Here is a 16,637-nt window from a genome sequence, read left to right on the forward strand (position 1 = left end):
GCGCCGATTGAAATTAAGAAACTACTTCCACTCAAAAATTTTCCACGACGGAATCAGCATATCCGGCTGATCCGAGCGGATGAAGTTTGCATCTGTCCCATCCGCACGCACCAGGAAATACGGCGGAAAGCCTTTCTGGGTCACCTTGATCGCGTACAGGAAACCATTTTGGCGGTACTCCTGGATGGTTTTATCCCCTTCCGTGCGGATCGTGACTTCCGGCTCCGGTGTCGGCGCATCATCCGCCGCCATGACGGCCAGGGGAACGGTTACAAACAAGCCAGCCAGCAACAGGCGATTTAGTGTGCGCATGATAACCTTGTCCCTTTGTCGTCATTGGTCCGGCTATTCTAGCGCCTGACCCGCCGAAAAGGTTGATCCTGCTCATGAGCCAAGCCCCCCTCGTCCTGGTGGACGGTTCTTCTTACCTGTACCGCGCCTTTCACGCGCTGCCACCGCTGACTACCTCCAAAGGCCTGCCGACCGGTGCGGTCAAGGGCGTGTTGAACATGCTCAAAAGCCTGCGCAAGCAGTACCCGGACAGCCCGTTCGCGGTCGTGTTCGACGCCAAGGGTGGGACCTTTCGCGATGACATGTACGCTGAATACAAGGCTAATCGCCCGAGCATGCCTGATGACATGCGCCTGCAGATCGAGCCCCTGCACCAAAGCGTGATCGCGCTGGGCTTCCCGCTGCTGTGCGTTGAAGGCGTCGAGGCCGATGACGTGATCGGCACACTGGCCCGCAGCAGTGCGGCGGCCGACCGACCGGTGGTGATTTCCACTGGCGACAAGGACATGGCGCAACTGGTCGACGGGCACATTACCTTGGTCAACACCATGACCGGTAGCGCGATGGACATCGAGGGCGTGAAGGAGAAATTCGGTGTCGCTCCCGAGCAGATCATCGATTACCTGGCGTTGATGGGCGATTCCTCCGACAACATCCCGGGCGTTCCGGGCATTGGTCCGAAGACCGCTTCCGGCCTGTTAGTGGGCGTGAATGGCGGCCTCAAAGAGCTTTATGAGCAGTTGGATATTGTGCCGACCCTGCCGATTCGGGGCGCCAAGAACCTGCCGGCCAAGCTGGAAGAGCATCGGGAAATGGCGTTCCTCTCCTATCAACTGGCAACCATCAAGATCGACGTGCCGCTGGACATCGGGCTCGACGACCTGCAAATGGGCCGGCCGAATCACGATAAACTCGCTGAGCTCTACACCCTGCTCGAATTCAAGAGCTGGTTTGAAGATAACCAGCGTGATGCCAAGCGTTCCGGCCAGGAAGTCAGCGCCCCGGTGGTTGAAGAAGCCGCTGTCGAGACCGAGCTCAAGTACACCACGATCCTCACCCAGGCCGATTTCGACCTGTGGCTGAAGAAACTCAACAACGCCAAGCTGATCGCCTTTGATACTGAAACCACCGGCATCGATGCGCAGCAGGCGCAATTGGTCGGCCTGTCGTTTGCTGTACAGGCCAACGAAGCGGCCTACATTCCGCTGACCCATTCCTACATGGGTGTGCCAGATCAGCTCGATCGCGACACCGTGTTGCGCGCGCTGAAACCGATCCTGGAAGACCCGACCAAGCTCAAGGTTGGCCAGCACGCCAAGTTCGACATGAACATCCTGGCCAACTGCGCCATCGGTGGTGACTTTGAACGGGGCATTACAGTGCAAGGCATCGCGTTCGACACCATGCTCGAATCCTACGTGCTGGATTCCACCGCGACCCGCCACGACATGGACAGCCTGGCGCTCAAGTACCTGAACCACACCACCACCAGTTTTCAGGACATCGCCGGCAAGGGTGCCAAGCAGCTGACGTTTGACCAGATCTCGCTGGAACTGGCCGGGCCTTACGCCGCCGAAGACGCCGACGTGACGCTGCGCCTGCACCAGACCTTGCAGGAAAAGCTCAATGCCATTCCGAGCCTGAGCAAAGTCCTGAGCGAAATCGAAATGCCGTTGGTGCCGGTACTCGCCCGCATCGAACGCCAGGGCGCGCTGGTCGACGCCAATCTGCTGGGCATCCAAAGCGTTGAACTGGGCGACAAAATGGTCGCGCTGGAGCGTGAGGCATTCGCCATCGCCGGTGAAGAATTCAACCTCGGCTCGCCGAAGCAATTGGGCGTGATCCTGTACGAAAAACTCGGGTTGCCGATCCTCAGCAAAACCGCCAAGGGCCAGGCGTCCACCGCCGAAGCCGTCCTGGCGGAACTGGCCGAGCAGGATTACCTGTTGCCCAAGGTGCTGATGCAGTACCGCAGCATGAGCAAACTGAAAAGCACCTACACCGACCGCCTGCCGGAGCAGATCAACCCGCGCACCGGGCGCATTCACACGTCTTATCATCAGGCTGTGGCGGCTACCGGGCGCTTGTCGTCCAGCGACCCGAACCTGCAGAACATCCCTGTGCGCACCGCCGAAGGGCGGCGGATCCGCCAGGCGTTTGTCGCGCCCAAGGGCTACAAGCTGCTGGCGGCGGACTATTCGCAGATCGAACTGCGGATCATGGCGCACCTGGCCAAGGACGAAGGCTTATTGCACGCGTTCCGCAATGACCTGGACGTGCACAAGGCCACCGCCGCCGAAGTATTCGGCGTTGAGCTGGCCGACGTCACCACCGATCAGCGCCGCAGCGCCAAGGCGATCAACTTTGGTTTGATCTACGGCATGAGCGCGTTTGGCCTGGCCAAGCAGATCGGCGTTGATCGCAAGCAATCCCAGGCGTACATCGACCGTTATTTCGCCCGCTACCCGGGTGTTCTGGCGTACATGGAACGCACCCGCACCCAGGCGGCCGAGCAAGGTTTTGTCGAGACCATCTTCGGCCGTCGCCTGTACCTGCCGGAAATCAACGCGAAAAACCCGGCGTTGCGCAAAGGTGCCGAGCGCACGGCGATCAACGCGCCGATGCAAGGCACTGCGGCAGACATCATCAAGAAAGCCATGGTGNNNGTGGATAACTGGCTGACGGAATCGGGCCTCGACGCCAAAGTCATCCTGCAGGTGCACGATGAATTGGTGCTTGAGGTGCGTGAAGATCTGGTCGACCAGGTTCGGGAAGAAATTCGCGTGCACATGAGCGACGCCGTGAAGCTGGATGTGCCGCTTCTGGTCGAGGTTGGCGTAGGCAATAACTGGGATGAGGCTCACTGAGCCGTCTGAAAAGGCGTTTTCTGCTGCGGCATAGTGCCGCGGCAGAAGGGTGAAGGGCCCTTATTTCGGAAAGAAATCACACTTATTACAAATGGTTTCTGAAGCTCCGGAACTAAACCTGTGAACTGCCACTCAGAGTTACTGAATGGCTGGTGAAGCCCTTCGATGCTCCTATGTTGTGTTAAGTGTTGGCAGATATCTGGACCCCGCCCTAGCGGTCCGGAACTTGAACCCCGAACTTCCCCTCCCCATACGAAGTCCGGGGTTTTTTTTGCCTGCGATTTATTGCTCCGCAACCTCGGAGCCTTTGTCCGCCAGCTCCATCCAGCCTGCCAATACAGTGTAGGCGTCTTCCAGGCCCATGCGCTTTGGCGCCGAGAACAGCTGGATGCTGATCGCATCGCCCCATCCTTTGCGGATGTCTGTCTGAACCTTGAGCAGGACGTTTTTCGCCGCGCCATAGGTCAGCTTGTCGGCTTTGGTCAGCAAAATATGCATCGGCATGCCGCTGGCGACGGCCCANTCGAGCATCAGCAGGTCGAAGTCGGTCATTGGATGACGGATGTCCATCATCAGAATCAAACCCTTCAAACTCTCCCGACCACCCAGGTAAGCCTCCAGATGACGCTGCCAGTGCAGCTTCAACGGGATAGGTACTTTTGCATAACCGTAGCCCGGCAGGTCGACCAGACGCCGATCATCGTCTAGCTTGAAGAAGTTGAGAAGTTGCGTGCGGCCCGGGGTTTTCGAGGTGCGCGCCAGGCTGGCGTGAGTCAGGGTGTTCAGCGCGCTGGACTTGCCGGCGTTGGAACGNCCGGCGAAGGCCACTTCAAAGCCTTCGTCGTCGGGACATTGGTCGACTTTGGCAGCGCTGAGCATGAAGGTGGACTGTTGGCACAGGCCGAGGATGGGGTTCTTGAGTTGCATGAGATTTCCGATGTGGGCGGTGCCGAAAAAGGGTGCGGCAAGCGGTGTCGTTTCCGTTTCAGTAGCGCCAGTATATAATGCCGCAGATTTTGTGTGTGCTTTGTCCCAGCGAAGGATGAAGTTCACGGGAGCGAAAGACCTTCATTGCGCATTAGAACGCAAAACGCTCTCAACCCTGAAAAGGTCGATGTATGACCCGATGGTTGCTCGCTTTTGGTGTCCTGGTGCCGCTTTACGGCGCTCAGGCTACACAGGATCCGGAGGCGGTGTACAACCGTGTTTGTGGTGCCTGTCATTCCGGCCAACTCCCCATGGCGCCCAAAAAGGGCGATCAGGAAGCTTGGACGCCGAGGTTGGCGCAGGGTATGGACACGCTGGTGCAACACGTGACCCAGGGTTTCAAGGCAATGCCGCCGCGTGGTTTGTGCATGGACTGCAGTACTGAGGATTACCAGGCCATCATTGAGTTGATGGTGAGTAAACCCGGTAGATAACTCTTAAACCCTTAGCCGTAGTTGGATTAGCTGATGAACAAACTGATCGTGAGTCTGCTGTTGACCTTGGGCATCACCGGCGTAGCCCATGCTGCAGGTGATGCAACTGCTGGTCAGGCGAAAGCCGCAGTATGTGGCGCCTGTCATGGCCCGGATGGCAACAGCATGGCGCCTAACTTTCCGAAACTGGCAGGCCAGGGCGAGCGTTATCTGAACAAGCAGTTGCACGATATCAAGTCCGGCAAACGCACCGTTCTGGAAATGACCGGCCTGCTGACCAACCTGAGCGATCAGGACCTGGTTGATATCTCCGCCTACTTCGCCAGCCAGAAAGGCAGCGTTGGCGCCGCCGACCCGAAAGTCGTGGCTCGCGGTGAAGCCTTGTTCCGCGGCGGTGACCTGGCCAAGGGCCTGCCAGCCTGCACCGGCTGCCACTCGCCGAATGGCACAGGCAACGCAGCGGCCGGCTTCCCGCATCTGGGTGGCCAGCACGCTCAATACGTTGCCAAGCAATTGACCGACTTCCGCAAGGAAGAAGGCGGTCGTGCCAACGATGGCGATACCAAACCGATGCAAAGCATTGCCAAAAAGCTCAGCGACGAAGATATCGCTGCGGTGTCCAGCTACATTCAAGGCCTGCACTAAGACCGGCGAATCGGGCGTCGCGCGGGAAGTACATCTCCTGCAACGTTAACGCTCTATTAATCCGTCGCAGCAAGTATAAAAAGGGTGGCTTAGGCCGCCCTTTTTTGTGGCCGGTGCCGTTACACTAACGAACTCATGCCCGCGTAGACCTGTCACAATTAAAGGTCGCGTGAGGCGACTTTATTTGTACAGGAGTAAAGCATGCGTAATCTGATCCTCAGCGCCGCTCTCGTCACTGCCAGCCTGTTCGGCATGACTGCCCAAGCCGCCGAAGCACCCGCCGCCCCTTATGTCGAACTGACCAACCCGGTTCCGGTCGCCGTGCCTGGCAAGATCGAAGTGGTGGAGCTGTTCTGGTATGGCTGCCCGCATTGCTACGCCTTTGAGCCGGTGATCAATCCTTGGGTCGAAAAACTGCCTTCCGACGTGAACTTCGTCCGCATCCCTGCCATGTTCGGCGGCCCATGGGACGCACACGGCCAAATGTTCCTGACCCTTGAAGCGATGGGCGTCGAGAACAAGGTTCACGCTGCGGTGTTCAACGCGATTCAGAAAGAACACAAGAAGCTGGTCGACAAGAATGAAATGGCCGAATTCCTGGCCACTCAAGGCGTAGACAAGGACAAGTTCCTGGCCACCTTCGACTCCTTCGCCATCAAGGGCCAGATCAACAAAGCTAAAGAACTGGCGAAGAAATATGAAATCTCTGGCGTTCCGACCATGATCGTCAACGGCAAGTACCGCTTTGACGTGGGCTCTGCCGGCGGCGCCGAACAAGCACTGCAACTGGCCGACAAACTGGTCGACAAAGAGCGAGCGGCTAACAAGGCTGCTGCCAACTAAGCGCGGGGCCCGCCATGCGCCGCTGGGGTACGGAACGTGTCGTTGGCCTGCATGATCCGCGGGTCAACGAACATCACCTGGAGTCCACAGGCCTGCCCGCAGACAGCCGCTTGCGCCTGCTCAGCTTCAATATCCAGGTGGGCATCAGCACCGAGNNGTACCGGCATTACCTGACCCGAGGCTGGCAGCANCTGCTGCCGCATAACGGGCGTGCGGNTAACCTGCAAAAGATCGGCAATTTGCTGAACGACTTCGATCTGGTCGCCTTGCAGGAAGCCGATGGCGGCAGCCTGCGATCAGGCTACGTCAATCAGGTTGAACACTTGGCGCAGCTCGGCGCCTTCCCCTACTGGTATCAACAACTCAATCGCAATCTCGGTCGCCTCGGCCAGCACAGCAATGGCGTGCTCAGCCGCCTGCGCCCGTGGGCGATTGAAGATCATCCGCTGCCGGGGCCAAAGGGCCGCGGGGCGATTCTGGTGCGTTTCGGCGAAGGTCCGGAGGCGCTGGTGGTGGTGATGATGCACCTGGCGCTGGGCGCTCGGGCCCGCAGCCTGCAACTGGCTTACATCCGCGAGTTGATCGGCGGTTACAAACACCAGGTGCTGATGGGCGACATGAATACCCACGCCAGTGATTTGCTGCAGAACTCCCCGTTGCGTGACCTCGGCCTGCTCGCGCCGCAACTGGAAGCGACCTTCCCCAGCTGGCGCCCGCAGCGCTGCCTGGACCATATTCTGCTCAGCCCGACACTGACCCTTGAAAAGGTCGAGGTGCTGGCGCAGCCCATCTCCGATCACCTGCCGGTCGCGGTAGAGATTCGTCTGCCGGGTTCGCTCACGGCTGATGCATTACCCGCGTTGAGCCCTGCCCCTTCGCGGATCCCATGAATGAGCGACGAAACACAGCGCTGGAAAGAGAAATACCTCAAAAGCATCGAACAACAGGAAAAGCTCGAACGCCGTTGGGATGCCCGGCTCGACTTGCTGCGCCGTGGGCTGGTGCGCAGCACCCTGGCCGCAGAAGGCACCGATCGCGCCGTTGATCAATGCATGAAGGAAATGCGCGAAGTCGTGCGTACCGATGACATGGACGCCGGCCTGGCCGCNTTGTTGCCGCGCCTGGAAAAAGCCGTGCTCGACTCGGAGCAACGCCGGGAAACCCGGGTCAATCAGACCAGCGCCGCACTGACTGCGCTGGTGACCCAGCTGCAAACACTGCCGCTACCTCGCGAAGTCAGCCGGCCGCTGAAGAACTTTGCCAAACAACTGGATGGGCGAGTCAGTCAGGCCCGTGAGATTCCGTTGCTGCTCAGCGAACTGAGTGGCCTGCAAGGCAAAGCCTTGCGTCAACTGGATACCCCCGCAGAACCTGATCGCCCCGGGTTTCTGCAGCGCCTGTTTGGTAACCGGGAAGCGGATGAGGCCTCCCCGCAGATCGCCGCTCCTGCGGTACAAGCGTTGCCCCTGCAAACGGTTGAACCGATTGCCGAGGCCCCGCCGGAAACGGCTGATCTCGCACCCACAGTGGAGCAGCCGTCAGTCGTACAACCAGCCGTAATCGACGTCCAACCTGACGCTGCAACCCCTGAATCACTGGAAGTACAGGCAACGGAACCTGCTCCGGAAGTGGTGGCGTTTGTCCCGCCTGTGCTTCAGCCAGAGACTGCATCTGCGCAACCTGTAGAGCCACCGACTCAGCCGAATATCGAACAACTGGCAGAACCAGCGCTTCCAGACATTACGCCAGCCGAGCAAGTGCCACCGGCAGTCAACCCGGATGAACTGACCCCGGTGACCATTGAGGCGGAGCACCTTGTGCCAGAGGATGTTCTCTACGCCCTGCCCGACTCACCCGAGCCGTCCTACAGCTCTGTCGCCAAGCATATCGAAGACACGCTCCTTGGCCTGCTCGATGACCTGACGTTGCCCGAGCGCCATCGCCCGCAAGCGGAAGCGATGCGTGATCGCCTGCAAAACGGCTTGAACTGGTACGAATTGATCCCGATCCTCGATGATCTGGCAACGTTGATGCTGGCGATTACGGACAGCGGCCAGCACGAATTCGAAGCGTACCTGCAGCAACTCAACGAACGTCTGGAATCGTTCCAGAGCAACCTGCAAGCAGCCAGTGACGGCCATGCCGACAACCGCTCGGCTGCGCGCGAGATGGATACGCAGATCCGCGAGCAAGTCGATGGCCTGCAGAGCAGCATGCAGGAAGCGGCGGATCTGGACGACCTCAAGCACGTCCTGGAGAACCATCTCGAAGGCCTGCTCGGCACCATGGATCAACACCAGAAGCAGCGCGACGAACGTGAGCAGGAAGTCGCGGCTCGGTTGCAAAGCCTGGCCGAACGCGTGGCGCACATGGAACAGGAAGCGCTGGGCTACCGCGAACACCTTGAAGAACAACGCCAGAAAGCCCTGATCGACCCCCTCACCAGCCTGCCCAATCGAGCGGCCTGGAGTGAGCGGCTGGAGCACGAAGTCCGCCAATGGCAGCAACACGGCAACACCCTGTTGCTGGCGATGCTCGACCTCGACCACTTCAAACGCATCAACGATAACTACGGCCACCTGGCAGGTGACAAGGTGCTGAAGATCATCGCCAGCGTGCTGCGCAAACGCCTGCGCGGGACGGATTTCATTGCGCGGTTCGGCGGTGAGGAATTTGTCCTGTTGATGCCCTCCACACCCTTGGCAAACGGTGCCAAATTGCTGGAATCCTTGCGTGCCTCCATCGAAGCCTGCCCTTTTCACTTCAAGGGTGAGCGAGTGACCATTACCATTTCCATGGGTGTGACGGCATTCAAAGCCGGCGAACATAGCGATTTGGTGCTGAAAAGAGCCGATCAAGTGCTATACCGTGCGAAAAATGCCGGCCGCAACCGTGTTGAAGCAGGCTGACAGCCAATTGTTCCATTTTATTTAAAACAGCGCTTTTGCCCTCTGCGCGCAAGTCAGTACGTTACACTGTTGCATTACTGACTTGCGTGTATTGCCTCCTGCCATGAAATGTCTTGCTCTCATTGTGTCGCTACTTCTGTTGGCCGGTTGTGCCAGCGGCCCGCGGATCGACACCAGCCACCCTTCAGCCAATCACGACAGTCGTATTCAGTTCGTGGTGGTGCATTACACCTCTGCCTCCCTCGAGCACTCCCTGCAATTGCTGACCCACGGCGAGGTCAGCAGTCACTACCTGATCGGTGACGACAAAGGCGCCACCATCTATAAGCTGATGGATGAAAATCTTCGATCGTGGCACGCAGGTGAAAGCGAATGGCAAGGCCGGACCTGGCTGAACTCCAGCTCCATCGGCATCGAGATCGTCAATCCTGGCTTCAAAGACACGCCGACGGGCCGTCTCTGGTACCCCTACAGCGAAGATCAGGTTCAGTCGCTGATCTTTCTGCTCAAGGACATCAGCAAGCGTTACAACATCAATCCTCGTTCCATCATCGGCCACAGCGACATCGCGCCGCTGCGCAAGCTCGACCCGGGCCCGCTGTTCCCCTGGAAGCGTCTGGCCGCCGAAGGCATAGGCGTCTGGCCAAACGAGCAGGCCGTCGCACGCCAGCAAGCCCGGTTCGCAGCAGAACTGCCGAGCATCAGCTGGTATCAGGGACAGCTGGCCCGACTGGGTTACGCCACGCCACAAACGGGCGAGCTCGATGTCGCTACTCGCCATGTACTGGCGGCTTTTCAAATGCATTTCCGCCCCACCCGATTCGATGGCACACCTGACGCTCAGACGGCGGCGCTTCTACAAGTTTTGAATCAGACAAAATAATGACGCCCGCCCGACGGTAAGGGCTTTTTCTCAATCAGCAGCTATAACTCATTGGTAATTCTTCGGATATCCACAATGACTGTAGCTCGAGAGACGCTTCGTAGCTGGTTCTATCGCCCCTGGTTTTTGGCGATGCTGGCTGCTGCCTTGAGCGCAACGTTATTGATGGCCGCCAGCCTTTTTTTAGCGATGCATCAGGTCGAGCAGCGGGAAAGCCAGGAAATGAATGCCCAGGGCGAGCGTTTCCTCGCCCGACTGGAGCAATTATTCGGGCAGCTACGTGAAAGCCTCGACGATCTGGAAGCCCAACCCCTGCGTGGCTGCGATGATGAAATGATCGCGACCTTGCAACAGGTCAGCTTCAACTACCGCTTCGTTTACGAAGCCGCCTACATGGATGCCTCGCGGATCTGCTCGAATCGCCCTCGCCAGGAGGGGCTGTCGCTGAGTCGACCGCCAGACATCAAGGGGCCCACCTACAGCTACTGGCTGAACACGACCACCGAACCCGATGAAAACCGTGCTGCGTTGATGCTTGGACGCGGCAACTTTCGGGTCGCAACCTCTCGCGGGCATTTGACCGACATGGTTGATCTGTCCCCGGGAAGCAGCCTGCTGGTAGTGCTCTCCCATGGCACCCGTGCGATTCCTGTCCTCGGAGCCGCACAAGTTTGGCCACCCACAGAATTCTGGCCCCTGGAAAGCCGCGATGCGCTGCAAGTGACGCAAACCCGCTTGATTTACCGGATGCCCACCAACAATCCCGAATACCAATTAGTGTTGATCACGCCGCGCACGAACATGCATGTACCGGCAGTTTGGTGGTGGCTGCTGCCGGCCAGTCTGGCACTGGGCATCCTGGTCGGATTCATGGTGTTTCTGTTGGTGCGCCAGCGTCAGTCACTGGACGCTGAACTGAACGGCGCCATCCGACGAGGCGAATTGCAGGTGTTGTATCAGCCGATCTTCGACCTCGACAGCCGCAACTGTGTCGGGGCTGAAGCCTTGCTGCGCTGGCGAAGGCCGGACGGCACGCTGACAAGCCCCGACCTGTTTATCCCGATGGCGGAAAACACCGGCCAGATCCGCCAGATGACCGACTTCGTATTACAGCGACTCCTCGAACAACTAGGGCAATTGCTCCGCGCCAATCCGCAGTTGTATATTTCCGTCAACCTTGCTGCGTGCGATGTCATGGTGCCGCGTATCGGCCAGGTGATGGCACGCTTGCTGACCTTGCACCGGGTCGCGGCAAAGCAGATTGCCTTTGAGGTGACTGAGCGGGGCTTGATCGATGTGGTGGTGGCCAGGGAAAACCTGCAAGCCTTGCGCGATGTCGGGCATCAGGTGCTGATCGATGATTTCGGCACGGGCTATTGCAGCCTCGCCTACCTGCAAACCCTGCCGGTGGACTGCCTGAAAATCGACAAGGCGTTCATTGATGCGCTGGGCCATGATGCCGCCAGCAGCGGCGTGGCACCGCACATCATTCACATGGCCCAGGCCCTGCAACTCAGGGTGATTGCCGAGGGCATAGAACATGAAGCGCAAGCAGCCTTTCTGAGCAGTGAAGGGGTGAAGTACGGTCAGGGCTGGCTGTTCGCCCATGCCCTGAGCGCCGTGCAGTTCATCGAACTGATTACCCGTGGTCGCCGGCGGAACAATCGACGCCTGGATGATGAAGCCTGAACTGCAGCGGTTTACACCGCCAGTGCCATGTAGAACTGCGTGCCCTGCCCCGGCCGCGAATAAACGCCCATCCGCCCGCCATGCAACTGCACGATTTCCTTGCACAACGCCAAACCAAGCCCGGCACCGCCCTTCTTGCGGCCGACCTGCACGAAGGGCTCGAAGATCCGCCCTTGNTGACCGTAGGCAATGCCCTCACCGTTGTCTTCCACGCTGATAATCACTCGCTCACCATGGCGCCGCGCCTGCAAACGTATCAGTCCATCCCGAGGGGTATGACGCAAAGCGTTATCGATCAGGTTATCGAGCACACGGTCCAATTGCGCCTGGTCGGCCTGCAATCTGGGTAACGGCCCCTGAACTTCCACCAGCAACTCAATGCCCTTCTGCGCCGCAGACCCGGCAAAGCGTGCCTGAGCCTGTTCCAGTATCTCTTCAATGGAACAAGGCGCCAGCGTGAGTTTCTGCAACCCGTTTTGGTAGCGCGAGAAATTCAGCAGGTCGTTTATCAGCTGCATCAACCGCTGCATTTCTTCATTCACGGTGTCCAGCAAGTCGGCTTCGCGAGAGTCCTCAGGAAATTTNGCCCGTTCGCGGAACAGCCCGAAGGCCATGTGCATGCCGGTCACCGGTGTGCGCAACTCGTGGGAGGCGCGCAACACGAATTCGCTACGCACCCGTTCGAAGGCGCGCTGTTCAGTGACGTCATGCAGCACCATCACCGCGCCAAGAATGTGCCCTTGGGTATGGCTGACCGGGGTCAGGCTGTAGGTCAGCAACCTCGACTCACCGTCGACCTCAACGCTCAGGTCTTCCGGCGCTCGCTCCAGGGTCCCGCCGCGCAACACCAGTTGTAGCTGCTCATCCAGTTCGGGACGATCGAGCGCAGTGCCCAGCCCTTGACCGAGTCGATCGGTGTCCCACCCCAACTGACGCTGGGCCACGGGGTTGAGGTGTTCCAGANAGCCTTGGCGGTCGATCATCAGTAGGCCATCGTCGATGCTGTCGAGCACCGCTTGCAGGCGCTGCTGGCCGGCCAGCAATTCGTCGACATTGGTCGCCTGATGCTGGCGCAGCGCCTCTGCCATGATGCCGAAGCGCTTGGTCAACTGGTTCATTTCCTCGGCGGAGGAAACCGGCAGGGTCACTTCGAAATTACCTTGGCCGATGTTGTCAGCAGCCTGGACCAACGCTTCGATCGGAGCGCCAAACCGGCGGGCGATTCCATGGGCGGTCACGAACCCGATGATCAGTACCGCCAGCCCCACCAACCCGAGCAGCCCGGCAATCAGCAACGCGCGTTCCCGGGCCTGGCGCTCGGTACTGTTAATGTTATCCAGTGCGCGCTTTTGTTCAGTAAGCAGACCGCTTCGAAGAGTGTTGAATTTTTCCTTCAACGCCTCGTTACCGCCCAATACAGGCTTCGGCACTTTTGTCTGATCGTAGGCTTGAAGAAAGTCGAGGTAGTCAGCCTTGGCCTGTTTGAAACCATAGCCGCCGTTGCCGGACTTCTGAAGGGTGATGCCTTCTTCAAGCAACTCGAGGTAGTTTTTCCTGGCGGTCTCGAACGCTGTGGGATCGGGCTTTTCGTCGATCATGATCATGAGCTGATCGCCCAGGGTCTGACGCAATTTCAACCCCAGGTCCAGCGTGACAAAGTTGTTTCGAACCAGCACCTCCTGGGTGCCGGCCATCTGCATCACGCTGACCAGCCCGAGCAACAGCCCGAGCAGCGCCACGGTGATCAGCGCAGAAATACTCAGAAACAGCCGAGTACGCAGCTTCATCGCCAGTTTCATTGCAGGCTCACAGGTTGTACTGCTTGCGTTTGCGGTACAGGGTCGAGGCATCAATGCCGAGTGTCTTGGCCGCCTGATCCAGCGTATCAGCGGTGGCGAGGACGGCACCGATGTGGGCTTTCTCCAACTCATCCAGGCTCAACGCAGCGCCAATACGCGGCGCGTTGTTGGTCGGGGTCTCGGCCATTCCCAGGTGGCTGATCTCGACCCGTTCCTGAGGGCAGATAATGCTCGCCCGCTCCACCACGTTACGCAGTTCGCGGATGTTGCCGGGCCAGCGGTAACCCAGCAACGCTTCGCGAGCCTCGTCGCTGAAGCCCCGTGCCGGACGCGCGTACTCCTTGACGAAGCGAGCCAGGAAACGGTCGGCCAGGTTCAGAATGTCTTCCCGGCGCTCGCGCAGTGGCGGCAAGTGCAACGTGATGACGTTCAGGCGATAGAGCAGGTCTTCCCGGAAGCGGCCGTCGCGCACCATGTCTTCCAGGTTCAGGTTGGTGGCCGCCAGGATGCGCACATCAGCGCGCCGGGTGACCGGGTCGCCTACGCGCTCATATTCCTTATCCTGGATAAAACGCAGCAACTTGGGTTGCAACGTCAGGGGAAAATCGCCGATCTCGTCGAGAAACAAGGTGCCGCCGTCCGCCTGATTGACGCGCCCCAAGGTACTTTCGCTGGCACCGGTAAACGCGCCGCGGCTGTGGCCGAACAACTCGCTTTCCATCAATTCCGCCGTCAATGACGGGCAGTTGATAGTAACGCAGGATTTCTTCTGGCGTTTGCTCCAGCCGTGAATGGCTTGGGACAGTTCACCCTTACCGGTGCCGGATTCGCCGAGAATCAGGATGTTGGCGTCAGTGCTGGCGACCTGGCGTGCGGTTTCGAGCACCACTTTCATGGCCGGGCTATGGGAATCCAGACCGTCCTTGGGTTTACGCACTTCGCCTTCAAGGGCTTCCAGGCGTGCGGACAGTTGGCGCACTTCCAACTGCTTGGCGGTGGCCAGCCGTAATTGGTCTGGGCTGCACGGTTTGACCAAGTAGTCGGCGGCGCCGGCCTGGATCGCATCGACTGCGGTGTCTACGGCGGAATGCGCGGTGACAATCACCACCCGCATCCAGGGTGCCTGAATACGCATCTGGGCCAGCACATCCAGGCCATTGTCTTCACCCAGGCGCAGATCGAGGAAGCACAGGTCGAACACCTGACGTTGCAGCAACGCATCAGCTTGCGCCGCACTGTTCGCGGTGGCGACGCTATAGCCTTCATCTTCGAGGCAATAGCGGAAGGTTCGCAGAATGGCGGATTCGTCATCCACCAGCAGAATGCGGCCTTGATGCTCAGTGGCTGATTCCATGTTCCTGCGCTCCTTTAATGAATGATCTTGGTTAGTCCCGGAAAAATCGGGCAAGTTGCATGGTTGATTCTGATCCATTCCAGCCATGGCAGGGTAGCTCTCTACTCATCCATTAGCTAATGGGCTGATTTCTCTGGTTTTTTACAAAAAAACCGCCGATGTGGCAATTACCCACGTCCCTTTCTGACATCCGCGCCCTCCTCTCAATTCAAAAATAATCAAAGTTGCCGGGAATCGATCGTGCAATACGCACGACCCTGCGCGGCTCATCGTGCAGGATGCGTCCACCCTGATTTTCACGACCAAGCTAACTGATTGATTTAAAACGATTTTTTTATATGAAAAAGCTGGCATGCAGGCTGCAATAGCCTGAGTAATCAGGGCCATTTCGTATCGACGCCCACTAACAAGATCACCACCAGAGTGGGAGGAGTTTCAGGATGAATCGCCTACGTGTCGCCCCAATGCGCATCTCGCCTTTGCATCTTCAACAAGGCCTGTTTGGCGTGCTGGCGCTGCTGATCACGCTGATCGCAGGTCAGCAGTTCCTGCTTTGGGAACAGAGCCAGCAGCCAGAGGCGCCGCACGTGTCGATTCACCGTGCAACCCAGACCCATTTCAGCGCCGTCAGCAGCAGCCAGGCTGACCTCGCCCCGATGCGAATGATGGACGTCGACCAGGCTCAGCCTGTGGATGAGATGCCTCGTCAGGAACGTTGGGTGTTCTGAGCAAACGAACTTGGCGCGCTCGTTGCGCCGGGAAAAGCACCATAAGCGACATCTCTAATATAGAAGCGTAAGGAGAATCACCATGTTGAGCTGGGCAATCACATTCTTGATCATTGCCATCATCGCTGCGGTACTGGGCTTCGGTGGTATCGCGGGCACCGCCACGGGTATCGCCAAGATTCTCTTTGTCGTGTTCCTGGTGATGTTCATTGCTTCCTTCTTCTTTGGCCGTCGTGGTCGAGGCTGAATATGAGCGTTTTGTTAAAAACACTGGCAGCCGCCCTGCTTCTGGGCGGTGGTGCCATGGCGATGGCGGCCAATGATGGCCAGACGCGGGCCAGCGAATTGTTGAATTCGGACCCGCAGTACCGTGAAACGTGGACTAAAGTCGTTAAAAAGGAAGAGCGACTGCCGGAATGGGTGATGAACCTGTCTGGCGCTGCCGANCAAATGAATGCTGTGGAGGAAGATGGCGACAAGTACCTGGTCGGGCCGCTCTGCGAGACAGCAGACACGTGCCTGAACAAGCGCCTGATCGTGGCTTTCAGCTTCGACAAGAAGGACGCCTACGCCATGCTGGTCGAAGTGCCTGCAGGATTGCCGGCCGACAAGTCGCCAACGCGACATGCCGACTACCGCTTCCTCGGGAAACCGGACCCAGGCATGCAGGACCTGTTGATGGAACAGCTCAAGAAAGATCCGAACTGGTACTGAGTTTGAAACACGAAAGGAGCAGCATCGCTTCTTTCCAGTGCGCTACCCGAGGAAGGCAGGCGCATGACCAAGGGGTCGGGACGTTCTGACTGTTTCAGGGTCGGAGTGACCTACGGGCACATGGAGTGTCTGCGCAAGGGCCGGGTCAGGTAATAAAGCTGCGACGCAAGTTCGCCAGCCCAGAGTGGCTCGACGGACTTGCGAAGAGCTTCAACGTGCAAAACGTTGATCTAGAGCACTTCGCTCATTCCCCTCTGCTGCATATTCCCCGCAAAACCATTTCGCGGTGTTTCTTCACGACCGTATATCGAGAAACCTTCGACTTTAGGCAGAAGAGTTTTCGCTGCCAAACGTAGGCTTTTTCCGAAATTTCGTCATGAATTCAACTGTTTAAAAAACAACCAACCTCCTCTGGAATGGCCGGTTCACGGCACTTTTGCCTGCCGAAATGGCGTATTCGAACCGGTTGGGACGCGAGTTTCAATTAAAAAAGC

At 58.4% G+C, this 16,637-nt stretch carries 15 protein-coding genes; 11 read left to right on the forward strand and 4 right to left on the reverse strand.

From position 1 onward, the window contains the following. Positions 1–21: 21 nt before the first annotated feature. On the reverse strand, positions 22–312 hold the full coding sequence (locus B7L09_RS16935) for a DUF2782 domain-containing protein (RefSeq protein ID WP_094469805.1): 291 nt from the start codon (positions 310–312) through the stop codon (positions 22–24). 74 nt (positions 313–386) lie between these two features. On the opposite strand from B7L09_RS16935, the gene polA reads away from it, so the two are divergent. Then, positions 387–3,158, forward strand: coding sequence for a DNA polymerase I (gene polA / locus B7L09_RS16940; protein WP_094469806.1), 2,772 nt, complete (start codon positions 387–389; stop codon positions 3,156–3,158). A gap of 282 nt (positions 3,159–3,440) precedes the next feature. Here the strand turns inward: polA and yihA are convergent, their stop codons facing one another. Beyond that, on the reverse strand, positions 3,441–4,085 hold the full coding sequence (yihA, locus tag B7L09_RS16945; protein WP_094469807.1) for a ribosome biogenesis GTP-binding protein YihA/YsxC: 645 nt from the start codon (positions 4,083–4,085) through the stop codon (positions 3,441–3,443). Positions 4,086–4,276: 191 nt separating this feature from the next. Here yihA and B7L09_RS16950 point away from each other — a divergent pair, with 191 nt between their 5' ends. From B7L09_RS16950 to B7L09_RS16980, 7 genes are all read left to right on the forward strand, one after another. Continuing rightward, positions 4,277–4,579, forward strand: coding sequence for a c-type cytochrome (locus B7L09_RS16950; RefSeq protein WP_094469808.1), 303 nt, complete (start codon positions 4,277–4,279; stop codon positions 4,577–4,579). A gap of 33 nt (positions 4,580–4,612) precedes the next feature. Beyond that, complete coding sequence (locus B7L09_RS16955) at positions 4,613–5,224, forward strand: c-type cytochrome (protein WP_094469809.1); 612 nt, start codon at positions 4,613–4,615, stop codon at positions 5,222–5,224. Between the two features lie 201 nt (positions 5,225–5,425). Continuing rightward, the gene (locus B7L09_RS16960; RefSeq protein WP_094469810.1) at positions 5,426–6,067 is read left to right on the forward strand and encodes a thiol:disulfide interchange protein DsbA/DsbL; all 642 of its coding nucleotides are present in this window, start codon (positions 5,426–5,428) and stop codon (positions 6,065–6,067) included. A 14-nt stretch (positions 6,068–6,081) separates the two neighbouring features. Continuing rightward, the gene (locus B7L09_RS16965) at positions 6,082–6,957 is read left to right on the forward strand and encodes an endonuclease/exonuclease/phosphatase family protein (RefSeq protein WP_094469811.1); all 876 of its coding nucleotides are present in this window, start codon (positions 6,082–6,084) and stop codon (positions 6,955–6,957) included. Further along, positions 6,958–8,976 (forward strand): GGDEF domain-containing protein, encoded by a 2,019-nt coding sequence (locus tag B7L09_RS16970; protein ID WP_094469812.1) that lies wholly within the window; start codon positions 6,958–6,960, stop codon positions 8,974–8,976. 103 nt (positions 8,977–9,079) lie between these two features. Then, entirely contained in the window at positions 9,080–9,859 is a 780-nt protein-coding gene (locus B7L09_RS16975; RefSeq protein ID WP_094469813.1) for an N-acetylmuramoyl-L-alanine amidase, read from the forward strand. 75 nt (positions 9,860–9,934) lie between these two features. Continuing rightward, positions 9,935–11,548, forward strand: a complete 1,614-nt coding sequence (locus B7L09_RS16980) for an EAL domain-containing protein (RefSeq protein ID WP_094469814.1) — start codon at positions 9,935–9,937, stop codon at positions 11,546–11,548. A gap of 11 nt (positions 11,549–11,559) precedes the next feature. Here B7L09_RS16980 and B7L09_RS16985 read toward each other — a convergent pair whose 3' ends face one another. Together B7L09_RS16985 and algB are read right to left on the reverse strand one after the other, a co-directional pair. Beyond that, positions 11,560–13,347: a KinB sensor domain-containing domain gene (locus B7L09_RS16985; protein WP_094469815.1), complete on the reverse strand. Its 1,788-nt coding sequence runs from the start codon at positions 13,345–13,347 to the stop codon at positions 11,560–11,562. Between the two features lie 7 nt (positions 13,348–13,354). Then, a complete protein-coding gene (gene algB, locus B7L09_RS16990; protein WP_010465602.1) occupies positions 13,355–14,701 on the reverse strand; it encodes a sigma-54-dependent response regulator transcription factor AlgB in 1,347 nt (448 codons plus the stop codon). Between the two features lie 440 nt (positions 14,702–15,141). Here algB and B7L09_RS16995 point away from each other — a divergent pair, with 440 nt between their 5' ends. The 3 genes from B7L09_RS16995 (at position 15,142) to B7L09_RS17005 (ending at position 16,143) form a co-directional block, all read left to right on the forward strand. Continuing rightward, the gene (locus B7L09_RS16995; RefSeq protein WP_094469816.1) at positions 15,142–15,429 is read left to right on the forward strand and encodes a hypothetical protein; all 288 of its coding nucleotides are present in this window, start codon (positions 15,142–15,144) and stop codon (positions 15,427–15,429) included. A gap of 82 nt (positions 15,430–15,511) precedes the next feature. Next, complete coding sequence (locus B7L09_RS17000) at positions 15,512–15,676, forward strand: DUF1328 domain-containing protein (RefSeq protein ID WP_003177151.1); 165 nt, start codon at positions 15,512–15,514, stop codon at positions 15,674–15,676. Between the two features lie 2 nt (positions 15,677–15,678). Further along, on the forward strand, positions 15,679–16,143 hold the full coding sequence (locus B7L09_RS17005) for an inhibitor of vertebrate lysozyme family protein (RefSeq protein ID WP_094469817.1): 465 nt from the start codon (positions 15,679–15,681) through the stop codon (positions 16,141–16,143). The last annotated feature ends 494 nt before the right edge of the window (positions 16,144–16,637 follow it).

The sequence above is a fragment of the Pseudomonas mandelii genome, assembly GCF_002251635.1.
Taxonomy (GTDB): Bacteria; Pseudomonadota; Gammaproteobacteria; order Pseudomonadales; family Pseudomonadaceae; genus Aquipseudomonas; species Aquipseudomonas mandelii_B.